Genomic DNA, 15,467 nt, shown 5'->3' with positions numbered 1-15,467 from the left:
GATTTTTCTATGGGTACGCTCTATCAGACGATATATGAGACAGATGCGGCAGAGCTTACCATGCTTGGCAAGATTGGTGTGGAAGCAACTACTTTTGGCAATCATGAATTTGACTACCGTGCAGAGGGACTTTCCAATATGTTCCACAGTGCGTTACGTAATGCAGAAGAAGATGCCGAGCTTACATTGCCACAGTTCCTGATTGCGAATATCGATTGGAAAAAGAATAAATCCGATGATAATAAACTGATTCAGACAGCACTGGAAGATTATGGCAGTAAAGAATATACGGTGATTGAGCATGATGGTGTGCAGATTGGCGTGTTTGGTGTACTGGGAGAAGATGCAGCAGCCTGTGCGCCAGAGAGCGGTCTGGAATTTGACGATATTGTAGAGACTTCTAAACGTGTAGTAAAAGAACTGCAGAAGAAAGATGTAGATATGATTGTCTGTCTGTCTCACAGTGGAACCAATGAAGATGAAGATAAGTCTGAGGACGAGATTCTTGCGGAGAAAGTACCAGAGATTGATGTGATCATCAGCGGACATACACATACTACATTGGAACAGCCGATCATTCATGGCAATACGGTGATCGCATCAGCAGGATGCTATGGAGCAAATCTTGGTGAGATGAGCCTTGTACCGGATGGTGATGGCAGATGGACATTGGAAGAATATAAGTTAAAAGCAATGGATGGCACGGTAGAGAAGGATGCGGATATTGAAGCAGAACTTGCACAGTACCGCAGTGTGATTGATGAAGAATATCTGTCCAGATTTGGATATACAATGAATCAGGTATTGGCAGAAAATGACGTGGCATTTGATTCAGTAGATGATATGTATGCAGAACACAGAGAGGCGGGACTTGGTAATCTGATATCTGACTCTTATATCTATGCAGTGAAGCAGGCAGAAGGTGAAGATTACGAGCCGGTGGATCTGGCAGTTGTAGCGACAGGTGTAATTCGTGATTCCTTCCCAAAGGGAGAAATTACGGTATCGGACGCATTTAATGTAAGCGCTCTTGGTATCGGAGCAGACCGTATTACAGGATATCCGCTGGTTAGTGTATATTTGACCGGAGCAGAACTTAAGACGGTAGCAGAGGTGGATGCTTCGGTGTCTTCGCTGATGAGTGCCGCACAGCTTTATCCAAGCGGTATGGCGTGGACATTTAACCCGCACCGCATGATTCTGAATAAAGTGACGGATGTGTATATGACGACTGATCAGGTAGGCAAGGAAGAGCCTTTAACACAGGAGAAGCTTGAAAATATTCAGGATGATAAGTTGTACCGTGTGGTATCGGGACTTTATTCTGCGCAGATGCTTGGTGCAGTAGAAGGACAGTCTAAGGGCATCCTTAAGATCACACCGAAGAATGCAGACGGAGAGCCAATCACAGATTTTGAAAAGTATATTATCCATGATCAGAATGGCGCGGAAGTAAAAGAATGGTACGCACTGGCAAGCTATCTTGAATCCTTCTCTGAAAACGATGAGGGCGTATCTGTAGTACCTGAACGTTATGAGAAGACAGAGAACCGCAAGGTTATCGATGATAGCCGGAATCCAATCGAGTTACTGAAACACCCGAATAAGATCGCATTGGTGATTTATGCTGTTATTCTGGTACTGATCCTGTTGATTGTATTGGTTGTCCGGATATGCTATACTAAAATCCGTGCAAGAAAAAATAAGAAAGAGAATAAGTAAAAAAAGCAATATAAGAATATAAGAAGGTAAGTTATGATAGAGATAGACTTTAAGAAGATAGAACTGGAAGATAAAGATCTCATCACACATTATTTCAAGCATCATACCAGCAGAAGCTGTGAGCGTACATTTGTGAATGTATATTTATGGGCGCGATTTTATCATGTGAAGTTTGCTGAGGTAGAACATACATTGGTATTCCGTACGGAGGATGAGGATGGATTCTCTTTTGCATACCCGGCGGGAGAACCGGAGAATGTTAAGAAAGCGCTGGATGTGTTGATGGTATATAGCAAGGAGCGGGGAGTTCCGTTCCTCATGTATACTGTGACACCGGATAATTTTGAATATCTGGAGAAATGGTATCCGGGAAGATTTGAGATTGAATATGTGGAAGGTGATGCAGATTATGTATATGAATCTGAGAAACTGGCCACACTTTCCGGCAAGAAGCTTCACAGCAAACGTAACCATGTTAATAAGTTTAAAATCGTATATGCAGACCGCTGGTCTTATGAACCGATCAGTGAGGATAATCTGGAAGAATGTGTACAGACAGGTTTGAAATGGCGTAATGAAAATGGCTGTGAAGAGGATGAAGAGAAGAATGCAGAGCTTTGTGTGACGCTGAATTCCCTGCGACTCTTTAAAGAATTAGATCTGGTAGGCGGCGCATTAAGAGTGGATGGCAAGATCATAGCATTTACCATCGGAGAGCCGCTTTCTGAAGATACATTTGTTGTGCACATTGAGAAGGCGCTGGGAGAGATCGAAGGCGCTTACACGATGATCAATCAGCAGTTTGTACAGCATGCCTGTATGGATTATAAATACGTGAATCGCGAAGAAGATACAGGTTCCGAAGGACTCAGAAAAGCGAAACGATCTTACCGTCCGGCATTCATGGTAGAAAAGGGATGGGTAAGAGAAAAGACACAAGATGATCAGACACGGGAGGTAGAAGAATGATAGCAGAGAAAATGAAAGGCCTGGTAGCGAACAGTTCCGCTATTCGTGCCATGTTTGAAGAAGGTAACCGTCTGGCAGGTATTTACGGTGCTGAGAATGTATTTGATTTCAGCCTGGGCAATCCAAATGTACCGGCTCCGGAGGCTGTAAAGAAGGCAATCGAAGATCTGGTTGAGAATGAGGATCCGTTGGTACTTCATGGATACACCAACAGCAACAGTGGTTACGCAGATGTCCGCGAAGCGGTAGCAAAGTCTCTGAACGAACGTTTTGGTACAGCATTTGAGGGAAAGAACATTATCATGACCGTAGGTGCAGCAGGAGGCCTGAATGTTATCCTGAAGACGATCATCAATGCAGGAGATGAGGTGCTGACATTTGCCCCATATTTCGGTGAATACAGAGCCTATGTCAATAACTTTGACGGTGTACTGGTAGAGGTATCTCCGAATACCGTAGATTTTCAGCCGAAGTTGGATGAATTCGAGCAGAAGATCACACCGAAGACAAAAGCAGTTATTGTGAATACACCGAACAATCCGACCGGTGTGGTATATTCCGAAGAGACCATTAAAAAGATGGCAGCTATTATGGAAGCAAAGCAGAAAGAGTACGGAACAGAGATTTTCCTTATTTCTGATGAGCCTTACCGTGAACTGGTATACGATGGAGCAGAGGTACCATATCTAACCAAGTATTATGATAATACGATCGTAGGGTATTCTTACAGCAAATCCCTGTCATTGCCGGGTGAACGTATCGGATATCTGGTAATTCCGGATGAAGTGGCAGACAGCGAAGATATGCTTTCAGCAGCGAACGTAGCAAACCGGATCCTTGGATTCGTAAATGCACCGACCTTACAGCAGAAGATCGTAAAGGCGTGCCTGAATGAAAAGACGGATATTTCCTACTATGACAGAAACAGAGAAGCACTGTACAATGGCTTGAAAGAGTGTGGATTCGACTGCATTAAGCCGGAAGGAGCATTCTATCTGTTTGTGAAGTCGCCGGTTGAGAATGAAAAGGAATTCTGCGAAGCAGGTAAGAAATACAACATTCTGATGGTTCCGGGAAGTTCTTTTGCATGCCCAGGTTATGTAAGACTGGCATATTGTGTATCTTATGAGACGATTGTAAATTCACTTCCGAAATTTGCTGAACTTGCGAAGGAGTACTTTTAGAATATGAAAGCATTTGAGAAGAATATACGAAAGGTAGAGCCGTACGTGCCGGGCGAGCAGCCTGGCCGTAGGGTGATCAAATTGAATACCAATGAGAATCCGTATCCGCCGGCACCAGGCGTGCAGAAGGCAATGGAACAGATCAGTCCGGATAAGCTCCGGATGTATCCGGATCCGACAGCCAGTGTGCTGGTAGACAGCCTGGCAGAGTATTATGGCGTGAATAAAGATCAGGTATTTGTTGGCGTGGGATCAGATGATGTACTGTCGATGTGTTTCCTGACGTTTTTTAATTCCGAGAAACCAATCCTGTTTCCGGACATTACCTATTCTTTCTACAAGGTGTGGGCAGATCTTTACCGGATTCCGTATATCTGTCCGAAGCTTATGGATGATTTCCGCATTCGCAAGGAAGACTATTATCAGGAGAATGGCGGCGTCATATTCCCGAATCCGAATGCACCGACCGGAATCTATGAGGGTCTTGAGTTTGTAGAAGATATCATTGCGCACAATCAGGATGTGATCGTGATTGTAGATGAGGCATATATTGACTTTGCGGGAAAGTCTGCACTGGAACTGATCGATAAGTACGAGAATCTGATCGTGGTACAGACCTTTTCCAAATCCCGCTCTATGGCAGGAATGCGTATTGGATATGCCATCAGTAATCCGACGCTGATCAAATATCTGAATGATGCCAAATATTCATTTAATTCCTATACTATGAATCAGGCGGCGCTGGTATGTGGCGCGGAAGCTGTGAAGGATAAGGTATATTTTGAGGAGACCGTTCAGAAGATCGTAGAGACGAGAGCATGGTCTGTGGAACAGTTCAAAGAACTGGGATTTAAATGCCTGGATTCGCAGGCAAACTTCATATTTGTGATGCATCCGGAATATGATGCGAAAGAGATGTTTGAGGCATTGAAGAAAGAAGACATCTATGTAAGATTCTGGGGCAGTGAGCGCATTGAACAGTATATGCGTGTGACTGTGGGCACCAGAGAAGAGATGGAAGCGTTGTTTGCTTTCCTGAGAAGATATATTAAAGGAGAATAATTATGACAGAGACACTTGTGCAGGGGATTATCCATGCATTGAGCGGTACATTGAGCAAAGAGGCAATTGTATTCGTGATCTCAATGATCCCGATTCTGGAGCTTCGAGGAGCACTTCTGGTGGCAGGACCTGTGCTTGGTGTACCGGTAGCAAAGGCAATTCCGCTTTGTGTAATCGGTAATATCGTTCCGGTGCCATTTATCCTGCTTCTGATCACACCAATCTTTACTTGGCTGAAAGGCACGAAGACCTTTAAACCGATGGTACACAGACTGGAAGCACGTGCCATGAGTAAGAGTGATCAGATTGAGAAATATGAGTTCTGGGGGCTGGTACTCTTTGTGGGAATTCCGCTTCCAGGTACAGGAGCGTGGACAGGATCGCTGATCGCAGCACTTCTGGGTGTGAAGTTCCGCAAAGCATTTCCGGCGGTTGTGCTTGGAATCTGTATGGCGACAGTGATTATGTGGTTTATTTCATATGTAATTTTAGGCGGTGTACATTTACTGGGGTAATCAAATGAAAAAGAAGAAAGATACAATTGATCTGACCAAGGGATCAGTTGCGAAGGGGATCGTTGCATTTACGATTCCTTTAATTTTCGGACAACTATTACAACAATTATATAATATGGCAGATGCTGGGTAGTCGGTAACTTTGCGGACAATACGGCATTTGCAGCGGTAAGCACATCGGGAAGCCTCGTCTTTCTGGTGGTAGGAATGTTTAATGGTATTGCTATCGGAGGAGGAGTGGTGATATCCCGCTATGTGGGAGCTGAGGATGAGAAAAATATCGAGAGATCGATCCATACCAATATCCTGTTCGGTATCATTGCATCGGTGTTGATGACAGCGATCGGGCTGATTTTTGCTCCGCAGATTCTGAATATGATGGATGTGCCGGAGAATGTGCTACCACAGTCACTGACCTATTTTAAGATTTATTTTGCAGGCAGTGCAACGATCATCATGTATAACATTTTCATGTCCATTATGCGGGCACTTGGAGACAGTGTGCGGCCGATGTATTATCTGGCGATCTGTTCTGCTGTGAATGTGGTGCTGGATCTGATCTTTGTGGCAGTCTTTCACTGGGGCGTGGCAGGAGCGGCTATCGCAACGGTGATCGCACAGGGCTTAAGTGCTGTACTCTGTATATTAAGGATGAGGAAGAATCAGGGATGCACAAGGGTCAGTATTAAGAAGCTGAAATATCATGCGCATATCATGGGACATGTGATTCGTCAGGGACTTCCGGCTGGTATCCAGAATTCAGTTATCAGCATTGGTAATCTGGTAGTACAGACCAATATCAATTCCTTTGGAGAATATGCCATGTCGGGCGCAGGATCACATTCAAAAGTGGAAGGCTTTGTGTTTATCCCGATCATGGCGATGTCTTTAACGATGTCTACGTTCATCAGCCAGAATCTGGGTGCAAAGGAGTACGAACGCGCAAAGAAAGGAGCAATCTTTGGTATCGTAAGCTGTGCCGTAGTTGCTGCGATGATTGGCATTATGGAATACATCTATGCGCCATGGCTGGTAGGATCTTTGCCAAGGCACCGAAAGCGGCTGAATTTGGCGTGATACAGGAGCGTACAGTGTGTCTGTTCTATTTTCTGCTTGCGTTCTCACACAGCGCGACAGGCGTGTTGAGAGGCTGCGGCAAGTCTGTGATACCTATGGCAACGATGCTTGGTTTCTGGTGCGGGTTCCGTATTGTGTATGTGACCATTGCAATACGTATTGTTCCGGTATTTAAGACTATCTGTTGGGCCTATCCGATCACATGGTCACTGAGCAGTCTGGTATTTCTGCTGTTCTTGTTAAAGACGGACTGGACGCACAGTTATGAGAAGATTACAGCGTGATAGAAGGATTAACATTTGCATGCCTAATTTAACTTAAACTTAACAGAGTGATACATGGAGATTTAACTATGGATTGTTATACTACCCTCAGAAAGCGAAAAGAGATAACTCGCAGAAAGAGGGTAGTTTTATTATGAGAAAACTATGGAAATTACTGGCAGCAAATTGTGGGGAAAAATATATAGCAGCATTGTTCCGCGGAGTGTTTACTTTTATCTGTATGGCAGTTGTGGCACTGCCTGTAATGATGTTTGGACTCAGTGCTTCCTGGGATTTATCAGAATGTCTGTGGTCAGCATTTCTGACAGGAGGTTATGCGGGTGTAGCCGGATACCTGATTTCAATTTTTTATGAATTGAATCATGTGAAGCGAGAAGCAGAGTAAGAAGAGAATATGGGATAAAGAAAGATCACACAATGAGGGTGCATTGTGTGATCTTATATGTCTTTAAGAATATTATTCTGCCTGATCTAATGTCTTAAGGCATTCTATAAGGGCTTCAACCGCTTCTTTCTCGTCCGGTCCGTCAGCGGAAAGGACGATTTCGTCGTTCTGCGCAAGACACAGTGCAAGGACGAATACGACGGATTTGGCATTTGCTTTTTTCATGGGATCATCCGCGCGTTCTACGAATACATGAGAAGAAAACTGACTGGCTGTGTGGGTAAATACGCTGGCTGCACGGCCATGAATTCCTAATGGGTTAACGACTTTCGCTTTCTTTGTATACATATCATTGCCCTCCAATATTCAATTAATCATTTAATCTGGTCAGTGCCTCTCCGCACTGAGCATCCGTAACTAATACGTTAATATAGCCTCCCTTTATAGCACCACGTATGGCTTCGGCCTTTCGTACACCGTTGGCAATACCGATGGCATAAGGGACTTTTTTTAATTTATTCAGATTCACACCGACGATCTGTTTATTATACGGGAAGCGATCAGTTCGACCTTCTTTATCGAAGAGATGCATGCAGATATCTCCACATACCTGGTCTTTGATGGCTTGCTGTTTCATTTCGTCCGAATAGTATCCACTTCGAAAAGCAGAAGAGGTGTTGTCTGCTGTACCGATACCGACCAGAGCTACATTCAAATGATCATAAGCGTTCATGATCTGTCTGATGCTGTCTTCTTTCATAAGAGTGCGTTTGGTCTGTACATGAGAGACAACTGCAGGGACATACAGATGCTGTCCTTCCCCGCAGAAGGCTTTTGACAGGTGGTCTACGACGTGATTCGCATCCAGTGTGTAATCTATATTACCGGTCCCACCTAGAAGCGGGATAAATGTGAGATTCTGAAACTGTCTGGGAGCATATGGTGCAATATAACGGATTGTTGTACCCATGCCTACGCCGATGATATCATTGTCTTTCAATATGGACTTCAGATAACCTGCTGCGGCTTTTCCCAGAACATCTTTTTGCTGATTGGTGGTGCTTACAGTGTCTGCAATAATGACTTCCTGCAGATGGTACGTCTTTTCCAGCTTCTGTTCCAGTTCAGAATAACGCCTTTCCTGTGGATCGGAGATCGTGATTTCTACGATTCGCTTTAATTTGGCACTTTTTAGAAGTCTGGCAACGGTAGGTCTGGAGATGTCCATAATCTTAGCAATGTCACTCTGACTCATATCACGATTGTAATAGAGATCGCATACACGCAGCATCATACGCTCGTTATCAACAATTTTTCTCATAAATATATTTCGCTAGATCCTTTCTTCCTCCCAGTGGTCCAGCTCATCTTTGAGGGCAGCTAACAGCTGATCTTCCGGCATCTTTCGGAGTATCTTGCCTTTTTTAAACAGAAGTCCTTCACCGCATCCGCCGGCTACGCCGAGATCTGCTTCTCTGGCTTCTCCGGGACCGTTGACTACACAACCCATAACGGCAACTCTGAGATCCAGATCATACTGAGCTACCAGCTTTTCTACCTGGTTGGCAAGTGTGATCAGATCGATCTGTGTACGTCCGCAGGTCGGGCAGGAGATGACCTCAATACCGGCCTTTCTGAGTCCTAAGGCAGCCAGGATCTTCTTGGCTGTATTGATCTCTTCGACACGTTCTCCGGTCAGGGATACACGAACCGTATTACCGATGCCCTGATACAGGATAGCACCCAGTCCGACGCTGGACTTAATAATGCCTCCACCCAGAGGACCTGATTCAGTGATTCCTACATGGAGAGGATAATCTGTTTTCTGTACCATCAGCTCGTAAGCTCTGATGCACATCATGACATCCGATGACTTGATGCTGACGATGATATCTTTTAATCCGTATTGTTCTACAATGTGGATCTTGTCAAGGGCACTTTCTACCAGTCCCTCAGCAGTTACGCCGCCGTATTTTTGAACCAGGTGCTTTTCCAGAGATCCGCTGTTGACACCGATACGGATCGGTACATGATATTCAATCGCTTTCTCTACGACTGCTGGATACGTTCCGGTGCTCCGATATTGCCGGGATTGATTCGGATCTTATCTGCTCCATTCTCGATTGCTGCGATAGCAAGTCGATAATCAAAGTGGATATCTGCCACAAGAGGAATATTAATTTGTTTCTTGATTTCCGAAATAGCTCTGGCTGCTTCCATATCCGGTACAGCGCAGCGGATGATTTCGCATCCGGCAGCAGCAAGTTCATTGATCTGCTTTACCGTTGCGGCTACATCCTGCGTTCTGGTATTTGTCATAGACTGAATGGAAATAGGAGCGTCACCACCGACTGGGACATTGCCCACCATTACCTGTCTTGTTTTGTTTCTATACATAGCTTTTTCCTCCAATAACAGCCTGTAAATCCTCGTGTTTCTTCTATAATATATCTGTCATTTGTTATCTGTGCTTTTTGAATATGCGCAAAAACATACAGTTTCTATTATAGTACAACATAGGATGCTTGTAAATGGAAAACCTTGTTACTTTTTCGGGTGATTCCAACGGAAAAGCTGTGAAAACTGACAAACACAGGGCATTTCATTTGCGGAAATAAAATGGTATTTTATTTGTAAAGTTCAGGTTGCGGTATGATCAGAGTTCTTCGAATTTAACCACTGGCATATGAAATGCTAACTCGTCTAACAGGTGGGAAGCGTCAAAATTACGCCCGACCAGAAGAGAGAGGCGAACCTCCAGATGCCCTTTGGAAGCACCCTGTGGTGCGTCGTTGATGGTAATATTTGCGACTTTGATACCGCATAGCTTTATGGTTTTGAGAAGGCATGGGATATCATCGGACTTCTCAATTTCAATCAGGAGTTCCATTCCTACCAGAGTAGAAGTGTGGCCTTCTACTTTGTGCAGCACGCTCAATACGATCAGCATGGTCACAGTGGCGAGAAATCCGCCTTCGAAGTATCCGCAGCCGAATGCAAGACCGACACATGCCATGGTCCATAGTCCGGCGGCTGTAGTAAGACCGGTTACACGTTTGCCGTTGGCAAGGATCGTGCCGGCACCGAGAAAACCAATGCCGTTGATAACCTGTGCGCCAAGTCTTGCAGGATCAGCATTGGGATTGATCATAGTAACCAGATACTGATCGACACACATGACAATACATGCGCCGAGTGCTACCAGAATATGCGTACGAAATCCGGCGGCTCTTCCTTCCAGACCACGTTCATAACCGATCAGGCCTGCGGAAATACAGGTGAACAGGACGCGCAGTGCAATGGACAGGAATGAAAAGTCCCGGATAGGGTCAAATAGTTTCAGCATCAGCTTGCCTCCTGTCAGATGATAAATTCTGAACGGATATCCGGAGTGTAGATCTCGCCGTTGTATGCGGAACCTGCGCGGATCCGCATGAATGGGATATCGCCGTCACTTGGCAGATGGTAGAGACACAGCTCTTTGACATTGCCGTTGGCAGCGGTCTGACCAGCTTCGATATCGGTCATGTGACCGGCACCGATGGTGTGTCTGGTTCCCATGGAAATGGTTGCTTCACAGATCAGAAGGTCAGCACCTTTGATGAAATCTGTGTGTGACGGATCATATGTGGTATCCGTATAATATACGATCGTTTTACCATTTTTCTCAATGCGGAATGCATAGCATTCGATCGTATGATTGACTTTCTTGACGGTAATGTCTGCGCCTGCCATATGTATCTTCATGCCGTCTTCCAGTATGTGGGTATCGCAGAATGGATATTGTACTGCATCCCACATGGTTTCCGGAGTCTTTGGCGCATAGACCTGTGGCTTGTTGGAACGAAGACCTACACGCAATGCATAGTTGATAGCGTAATACAGGCATCCGACATCTCCCATGTGGTCATAATGAAGATGGGAGAGGAGTACTCCCTGGAACTGATCGGTCAGATTGGCGTGCTCAAAATATTTGGATAACACACCGCCGCCACAGTCTAACAGGAACTTACCTTCGCTTGTAGTGACAAGTACGCCGCAGGTTGCACCGCCCGGTTGTGGAAATGCGCCCCACCAGCCTAAGATATTGATCTTAAATGTAAAATTATTAAAATTACTCATCTAACCACACCGCCTTTTTGATGTCTACTGCGATATCAGCACCTTCCGGCTGGATGAAGCTGACATCAGTCAGAAGACGGAACATTTCGCATCCAGGAGCTTCCAGGTAATATTCAATCTGACTGCCCTGATACAGAGCGCGTCGGATATGTGCTTTTAATGGAGAAGCTTCATTTGGTGCCATATGATGCGCACGTACGGCTACAAAGCCCTGCTCATTTTTAGAATCTACATATGGTACTTTCAACGGATAACATCCGGCTACCATGATGTCCATCATGCCATCGCTGTCACGGACAGCATCCGCCTTTTTCGTGGCTGGCAGAATGTTGGCAGATCCGATGAAACGTGCCACAAATGTATTGACTGGTTCTTCGTAGAGTTCATAAGGAGAAGCAAACTGTTCCAGAACTCCCTTTCTCACGACTGCTACACGGTCTGACATGGTCATAGCCTCAATCTGATCATGTGTTACGTTGATAATGGTAATGTGCTGGGTGCGCTGGATCTCTTTGATTTCACCGCGCATTTCTTCGCGGAGTGCAGCGTCCAGATTGGAGAGTGGCTCATCTAAAAGCAGAAGCTTTGGCTTCATGACCAGTGCGCGGGCAAGGGCGACACGTTGCTGCTGTCCGCCGGACAGCTCGTGAGCCATACGGTTTTCTAACCCTTCCAGGTGTACGACCTTCAATACACGCATAACCTCACTCTTGATTTCGTCTTTGCTGACCTTGCGAAGTTTTAGCGGATATGCTACATTATCAAATACTTTCATATGTGGCCATACAGCATATGACTGGAATACCATGCCGATATTACGCTTCTCAGGAGCAATCGGGGCTATGCGGTTCTCAACATCAACCAACAGTTTATCGTCCAGATAGATCTGTCCACCGGTAGGCTCGATGAATCCCGCAATCATGCGGAGAATTGTCGTTTTACCACAACCGGATGGTCCTACGATGGTCAGAAGCTGACTGTCCTCAACTTCGATATTTACTTTGTTAACAACGGTATGGTCCCCATAGGACTTTGTAAGATTACGGATAGATAATTTTCCCATTATTCAATACCTCCTTTTTGTATCAGTCTTTATCAGTCTGGCTGTTAACCAGAAGATTGATAAAGACAACCAGAATAATCAGTATAATAGCAATTGCTGCAGTTAAAAGAATACGTCCTTCTTCTTTGGCGGAGAATACAATAGTTCCGATGGTCTCATTACCTACTGACCACAGCAGGCTTGAAAGTGACAGCTCGGAGATGGTAGGTGCTACTACCAGGAAGAAAGAACTGATCAAACTGCTCTTTAATAAAGGAAGCATGACATCCTTAAATGCCCGGAGCTGTGATGCTCCGGAGATCCGGGCAGCTTCTTCCAGAGAGGTGTCTACCTGACTGATGGCACCGGATATATTGTTGTAGCCCAGATTCATAAACCTGGCAATATAAGCAATCAATAAGATCCAGATTGTGTTATAAAGTCTCACGCCTGCAATAGGCTGTGAAAACGCAAGGATCATGGACAGTGCAATGATGACACCAGGTACTGCATAAGGAAGTACAACGGTCATCTGCATGAATTTCACGCCCTTTACACCACGGACACCGCCGCGAATGCTGATATAAGCAATGATCATAGTAACGATTGTGATCACAAGACTGGAGGTAACAGACAGGAACAGACTGTTCTTAAATGCTCTTGCCACATTCTGGATCTGCAGCATTTGTGTAAAGTTCTGGAATGTCATGTTCTCCGGACCGAATGGAAGACCGTAAGTCTTGGTCAGAGATGTGATCAGCGTTGCAAGGATTGGTGCACAGGTTGTGAACAGGAAGAAGATTACCAGGATTGCAAAGAGGATCCAACGAGGTCCCTTGTTCAACTTGGTAGGTTCTACCGCTGCACTTTTACCGCTTACAACAACGAACTTATTAGTTGCAAGGACTCTGTTGTATACCCACAGACCGACCAGTCCAAAGAGGGATAAGAACAGAGAATATGCGGATGCAACCTGAAGGTTGTTTGCGATCGTTGAGTTGTTGATCATGTAATATATCTGAGTGGTCATCAGGTGGATCTGATTCGGGGCACCTAATACAGAGGATACACCGAAGTCCGCCAGAATGAACATAAATGTCAATAACATGGCACCCATAATAGAAGGGGTGATCAGTGGAAGCGTAATGTCACGCAGGGTGCGCCATGGAGAGGCACCGGAGATACGTGCTGCTTCTTCAACAGAGGCGGAGATACGCTTCATGGTAGGTAATACTACGATAAAAGACACCGCATAACGGTACATGGACATGATAAAGATCATGCCGCCCAGACTGTAGATATTCATTGGAGCCTGCTCAAATCCGAAAGTGTTCATTAAAAATTTGTTGAAATATCCTACCGGCCCCAAAAGAAATGTCCATGCGATCGCCCCGATAAAAGGAGGGATAAAGTAAGGAATCGATAGGAGTCTTTTCCAGTATTTTACGCCGGGAACATTGGTGCGAACAACTACCCATGATAAAAATACACCGATGATGGTGGAAAATATAGTGGCAGGAATTACTACGATAAATGAGTTTTTCATACTCCGCAGAATACCTGGATCTGAGAATACGGTAACATAGTTATCAAGGCCATATCCGTCACCTACCTTCAAACTGTTCAGTATCAGACGGATAGAAGGATAGATAACAGACAGTGCAAGAAAAGCTACGACTACCCACCAGATGATCGTAGGCGCGAGAGAACCGCGCGAAGAATTGGAGCCGTTTTTCTTAAACATGGTATCACGTCCTTTCTTAAAAATATTGGTTAAATAATGCTTTTGTCCATTTATGAGCAAGCTCGTGTGGGTGAAAAACCTTAGACCTTGGCATTATATAAAAACAGCAGGAACCGGCAAAAGCGCGGCTCCTGCTGTCGAAGTTACTTCTATAGCGGTGTGCTATTGTGCTCCGAAAATGCTTGTGAACTTTTCAAGCATAGAGCCTGAGTTCTCTCTCATGTAGTTAACGTCCATCGGTAATACTTTGATATCATCAATGGTCGGTACTTCTGTTCCTTCAGCAGCTTCGCTGATCATTGGAACATAGCCCTGCTGTACAAACAGCTTCTGAGTCTCGATGTCGAACATATAGTTAACAAATGCTTCAGCAGCAGCTTTGTCGTCATCAGACATGTTGTCCATCAGACAGAGTGGCGTAGGAATCAGTACAGATCCAGATTCCGGATATACGTAATCGATCGGAGAACCTTCGTTCTTGGAATTACGTGGCAGGTAGTCAACAATAACAGCACCTTTGTACTCGCCGGATGCTACCTTAGTGAGGAGGGTACCGTTGGACTGCTCCATCTTGACATCGTTGTCAGCAAGCTTCTGATACCAGTCCCATCCAACTGTGGATTCGTTGTCCGGTTCTACATGAACAGAAAGTGTTGTCATAGCTCCACCGGAGTATGCAGGATTTGCAATTGCAAGAGATCCTTTGTAGTCATCAGTTGTAACATCGTCCCAATCCTTAGGAGCTTTGTCAATCTGTGTGGTGTTGTAAGCCAGTACAGAGTAGATCGCGCGTACTTCATGACCCATACCGTCATTGTACTTATAAGTATCCGGAAGATCCTTCGCACTCTCAGGAGAGTAGTGGTAGATCAGACCCTGATCGTCCAGGTCATACATATAACCCAGGTCTGCAAACCACAGAACATTGGCATCTGTGCCACCGGCGTCCAGCTCGTAGATAGCTTAGTCTTAACATCACCGGTACCGGAACGATACAGTTCGTATGTAACGCCAGGATTCTTAGATACGAAATCATCTAACATCTCAGTAACCAGATCCTGAGGCTCTGATGTGTAAATAACCAGGTGTCCTTTCAATTCGTCATTTGTCGCTTCGTCGCTGCTTTCTTTTTTGTCGGTGTCAGCAGATTTGTCATCACTGCCGGATGCACAGCCGATCAGTCCGAGTGTCAGCATCAAACATACTAAAAGTGACAGAAATTTTTTCATAGTGAACCTCCTCTCAGTCCGCTCTTAAAAAGTTGATGTTTGCAAATGTAAAAAACCCGTTGCAAATTTATTGATTACATTTTTACAATAACATGAAAGATGCTTTCTGTAAAGAGTAAAACGTGTAAAAAT

Annotated in this window: 16 protein-coding genes and 2 pseudogenes; 9 read left to right on the top strand and 9 right to left on the bottom strand. The window is 44.9% G+C overall.

Annotation, left to right across the window (positions count from 1 at the left end; all coding sequences use genetic code 11):
- Window positions 1-9 precede the first annotated feature (9 nt).
- From DXA18_RS03410 to DXA18_RS03380, 9 genes and pseudogenes are all read left to right on the top strand, one after another.
- Window positions 10-1,722 (top strand): bifunctional metallophosphatase/5'-nucleotidase, encoded by a 1,713-nt coding sequence (locus DXA18_RS03410; protein ID WP_243007013.1) that lies wholly within the window; start codon window positions 10-12, stop codon window positions 1,720-1,722.
- 33 nt (window positions 1,723-1,755) lie between these two features.
- A complete protein-coding gene (locus DXA18_RS03405; protein WP_118382679.1) occupies window positions 1,756-2,691 on the top strand; it encodes a DUF2156 domain-containing protein in 936 nt (311 codons plus the stop codon).
- Window positions 2,688-3,875 carry a pyridoxal phosphate-dependent aminotransferase gene (locus DXA18_RS03400; RefSeq protein WP_118382678.1) on the top strand — a complete coding sequence of 396 codons (1,188 nt, stop codon included), beginning with the start codon at window positions 2,688-2,690 and terminating at the stop codon, window positions 3,873-3,875. Before DXA18_RS03405 ends, DXA18_RS03400 begins: the two co-directional genes overlap by 4 nt.
- Before the next feature lie 3 nt (window positions 3,876-3,878).
- The gene (gene hisC, locus DXA18_RS03395; protein WP_118382677.1) at window positions 3,879-4,937 is read left to right on the top strand and encodes a histidinol-phosphate transaminase; all 1,059 of its coding nucleotides are present in this window, start codon (window positions 3,879-3,881) and stop codon (window positions 4,935-4,937) included.
- Window positions 4,938-4,939: 2 nt separating this feature from the next.
- Window positions 4,940-5,452: a COG2426 family protein gene (locus DXA18_RS03390; protein WP_118382676.1), complete on the top strand. Its 513-nt coding sequence runs from the start codon at window positions 4,940-4,942 to the stop codon at window positions 5,450-5,452.
- 4 nt (window positions 5,453-5,456) lie between these two features.
- Window positions 5,457-5,585 (top strand): hypothetical protein, encoded by a 129-nt coding sequence (locus DXA18_RS16615; RefSeq protein ID WP_330424386.1) that lies wholly within the window; start codon window positions 5,457-5,459, stop codon window positions 5,583-5,585.
- Window positions 5,586-5,638: 53 nt separating this feature from the next.
- A pseudogene (locus DXA18_RS03385) lies at window positions 5,639-6,529 on the top strand (MATE family efflux transporter); the annotation flags it as partial.
- Entirely contained in the window at window positions 6,478-6,813 is a 336-nt protein-coding gene (locus DXA18_RS16610; protein WP_330424385.1) for a hypothetical protein, read from the top strand. The pseudogene DXA18_RS03385 and the gene DXA18_RS16610, both read left to right, overlap by 52 nt.
- A 133-nt stretch (window positions 6,814-6,946) precedes the next feature.
- Window positions 6,947-7,198, top strand: coding sequence for a hypothetical protein (locus tag DXA18_RS03380; protein WP_118382675.1), 252 nt, complete (start codon window positions 6,947-6,949; stop codon window positions 7,196-7,198).
- A gap of 72 nt (window positions 7,199-7,270) precedes the next feature.
- On the opposite strand, the gene DXA18_RS03375 is transcribed toward DXA18_RS03380, so the two are convergent.
- From DXA18_RS03375 to DXA18_RS15505, 9 genes and pseudogenes are all read right to left on the bottom strand, one after another.
- Window positions 7,271-7,546 (bottom strand): HPr family phosphocarrier protein, encoded by a 276-nt coding sequence (locus DXA18_RS03375; RefSeq protein WP_118382674.1) that lies wholly within the window; start codon window positions 7,544-7,546, stop codon window positions 7,271-7,273.
- Window positions 7,547-7,568: 22 nt separating this feature from the next.
- Window positions 7,569-8,519, bottom strand: coding sequence for a sugar-binding transcriptional regulator (locus tag DXA18_RS03370; RefSeq protein WP_118382673.1), 951 nt, complete (start codon window positions 8,517-8,519; stop codon window positions 7,569-7,571).
- Window positions 8,520-8,531: 12 nt separating this feature from the next.
- A pseudogene (gene ispG, locus DXA18_RS03365) lies at window positions 8,532-9,595 on the bottom strand (flavodoxin-dependent (E)-4-hydroxy-3-methylbut-2-enyl-diphosphate synthase).
- 259 nt (window positions 9,596-9,854) lie between these two features.
- Entirely contained in the window at window positions 9,855-10,544 is a 690-nt protein-coding gene (locus DXA18_RS03360; RefSeq protein ID WP_118382672.1) for an MgtC/SapB family protein, read from the bottom strand.
- Window positions 10,545-10,558: 14 nt separating this feature from the next.
- Window positions 10,559-11,320, bottom strand: a complete 762-nt coding sequence (locus tag DXA18_RS03355; RefSeq protein WP_118382671.1) for an MBL fold metallo-hydrolase — start codon at window positions 11,318-11,320, stop codon at window positions 10,559-10,561.
- On the bottom strand, window positions 11,313-12,383 hold the full coding sequence (locus DXA18_RS03350; RefSeq protein ID WP_118382670.1) for an ABC transporter ATP-binding protein: 1,071 nt from the start codon (window positions 12,381-12,383) through the stop codon (window positions 11,313-11,315). Before DXA18_RS03350 ends, DXA18_RS03355 begins: the two co-directional genes overlap by 8 nt.
- 22 nt (window positions 12,384-12,405) lie before the next feature.
- Window positions 12,406-14,106 carry an ABC transporter permease gene (locus DXA18_RS03345; RefSeq protein ID WP_118382669.1) on the bottom strand — a complete coding sequence of 567 codons (1,701 nt, stop codon included), beginning with the start codon at window positions 14,104-14,106 and terminating at the stop codon, window positions 12,406-12,408.
- Window positions 14,107-14,268: 162 nt separating this feature from the next.
- Window positions 14,269-15,003 (bottom strand): extracellular solute-binding protein, encoded by a 735-nt coding sequence (locus DXA18_RS03340; RefSeq protein ID WP_158567081.1) that lies wholly within the window; start codon window positions 15,001-15,003, stop codon window positions 14,269-14,271.
- A complete protein-coding gene (locus tag DXA18_RS15505; RefSeq protein ID WP_147345565.1) occupies window positions 14,976-15,335 on the bottom strand; it encodes a hypothetical protein in 360 nt (119 codons plus the stop codon). Before DXA18_RS15505 ends, DXA18_RS03340 begins: the two co-directional genes overlap by 28 nt.
- Window positions 15,336-15,467 lie beyond the last annotated feature (132 nt).

The organism is Dorea sp. AM58-8, assembly GCF_003464045.1.
Classification (GTDB): Bacteria; Bacillota; Clostridia; order Lachnospirales; family Lachnospiraceae; genus Claveliimonas; species Claveliimonas ammoniilytica.
This window is presented reverse-complemented; position numbering and strand designations above follow the sequence as displayed.

Excerpts from the sequence above, each read along its gene's own strand:
- hisC (WP_118382677.1), top strand. The coding sequence starts at position 3,879 with ATGAAAGCATTTGAGAAGAATATACGAAAGGTAGAGCCGTACGTGCCG.
- DXA18_RS03380 (WP_118382675.1), top strand. The coding sequence starts at position 6,947 with ATGAGAAAACTATGGAAATTACTGGCAGCAAATTGTGGGGAAAAATAT.
- DXA18_RS16615 (WP_330424386.1), top strand. The coding sequence starts at position 5,457 with ATGAAAAAGAAGAAAGATACAATTGATCTGACCAAGGGATCAGTTGCG.
- DXA18_RS03375 (WP_118382674.1), bottom strand. The coding sequence starts at position 7,546 with ATGTATACAAAGAAAGCGAAAGTCGTTAACCCATTAGGAATTCATGGC.
- DXA18_RS03355 (WP_118382671.1), bottom strand. The coding sequence starts at position 11,320 with ATGAGTAATTTTAATAATTTTACATTTAAGATCAATATCTTAGGCTGG.
- DXA18_RS03360 (WP_118382672.1), bottom strand. The coding sequence starts at position 10,544 with ATGCTGAAACTATTTGACCCTATCCGGGACTTTTCATTCCTGTCCATT.
- DXA18_RS03405 (WP_118382679.1), top strand. The coding sequence starts at position 1,756 with ATGATAGAGATAGACTTTAAGAAGATAGAACTGGAAGATAAAGATCTC.
- DXA18_RS03345 (WP_118382669.1), bottom strand. The coding sequence starts at position 14,106 with ATGTTTAAGAAAAACGGCTCCAATTCTTCGCGCGGTTCTCTCGCGCCT.
- DXA18_RS15505 (WP_147345565.1), bottom strand. The coding sequence starts at position 15,335 with ATGAAAAAATTTCTGTCACTTTTAGTATGTTTGATGCTGACACTCGGA.
- DXA18_RS03390 (WP_118382676.1), top strand. The coding sequence starts at position 4,940 with ATGACAGAGACACTTGTGCAGGGGATTATCCATGCATTGAGCGGTACA.
- DXA18_RS03410 (WP_243007013.1), top strand. The coding sequence starts at position 10 with ATGGGTACGCTCTATCAGACGATATATGAGACAGATGCGGCAGAGCTT.
- DXA18_RS03340 (WP_158567081.1), bottom strand. The coding sequence starts at position 15,003 with ATGTATGACCTGGACGATCAGGGTCTGATCTACCACTACTCTCCTGAG.
- DXA18_RS03400 (WP_118382678.1), top strand. The coding sequence starts at position 2,688 with ATGATAGCAGAGAAAATGAAAGGCCTGGTAGCGAACAGTTCCGCTATT.
- DXA18_RS03350 (WP_118382670.1), bottom strand. The coding sequence starts at position 12,383 with ATGGGAAAATTATCTATCCGTAATCTTACAAAGTCCTATGGGGACCAT.
- DXA18_RS03370 (WP_118382673.1), bottom strand. The coding sequence starts at position 8,519 with ATGAGAAAAATTGTTGATAACGAGCGTATGATGCTGCGTGTATGCGAT.
- DXA18_RS16610 (WP_330424385.1), top strand. The coding sequence starts at position 6,478 with ATGGCTGGTAGGATCTTTGCCAAGGCACCGAAAGCGGCTGAATTTGGC.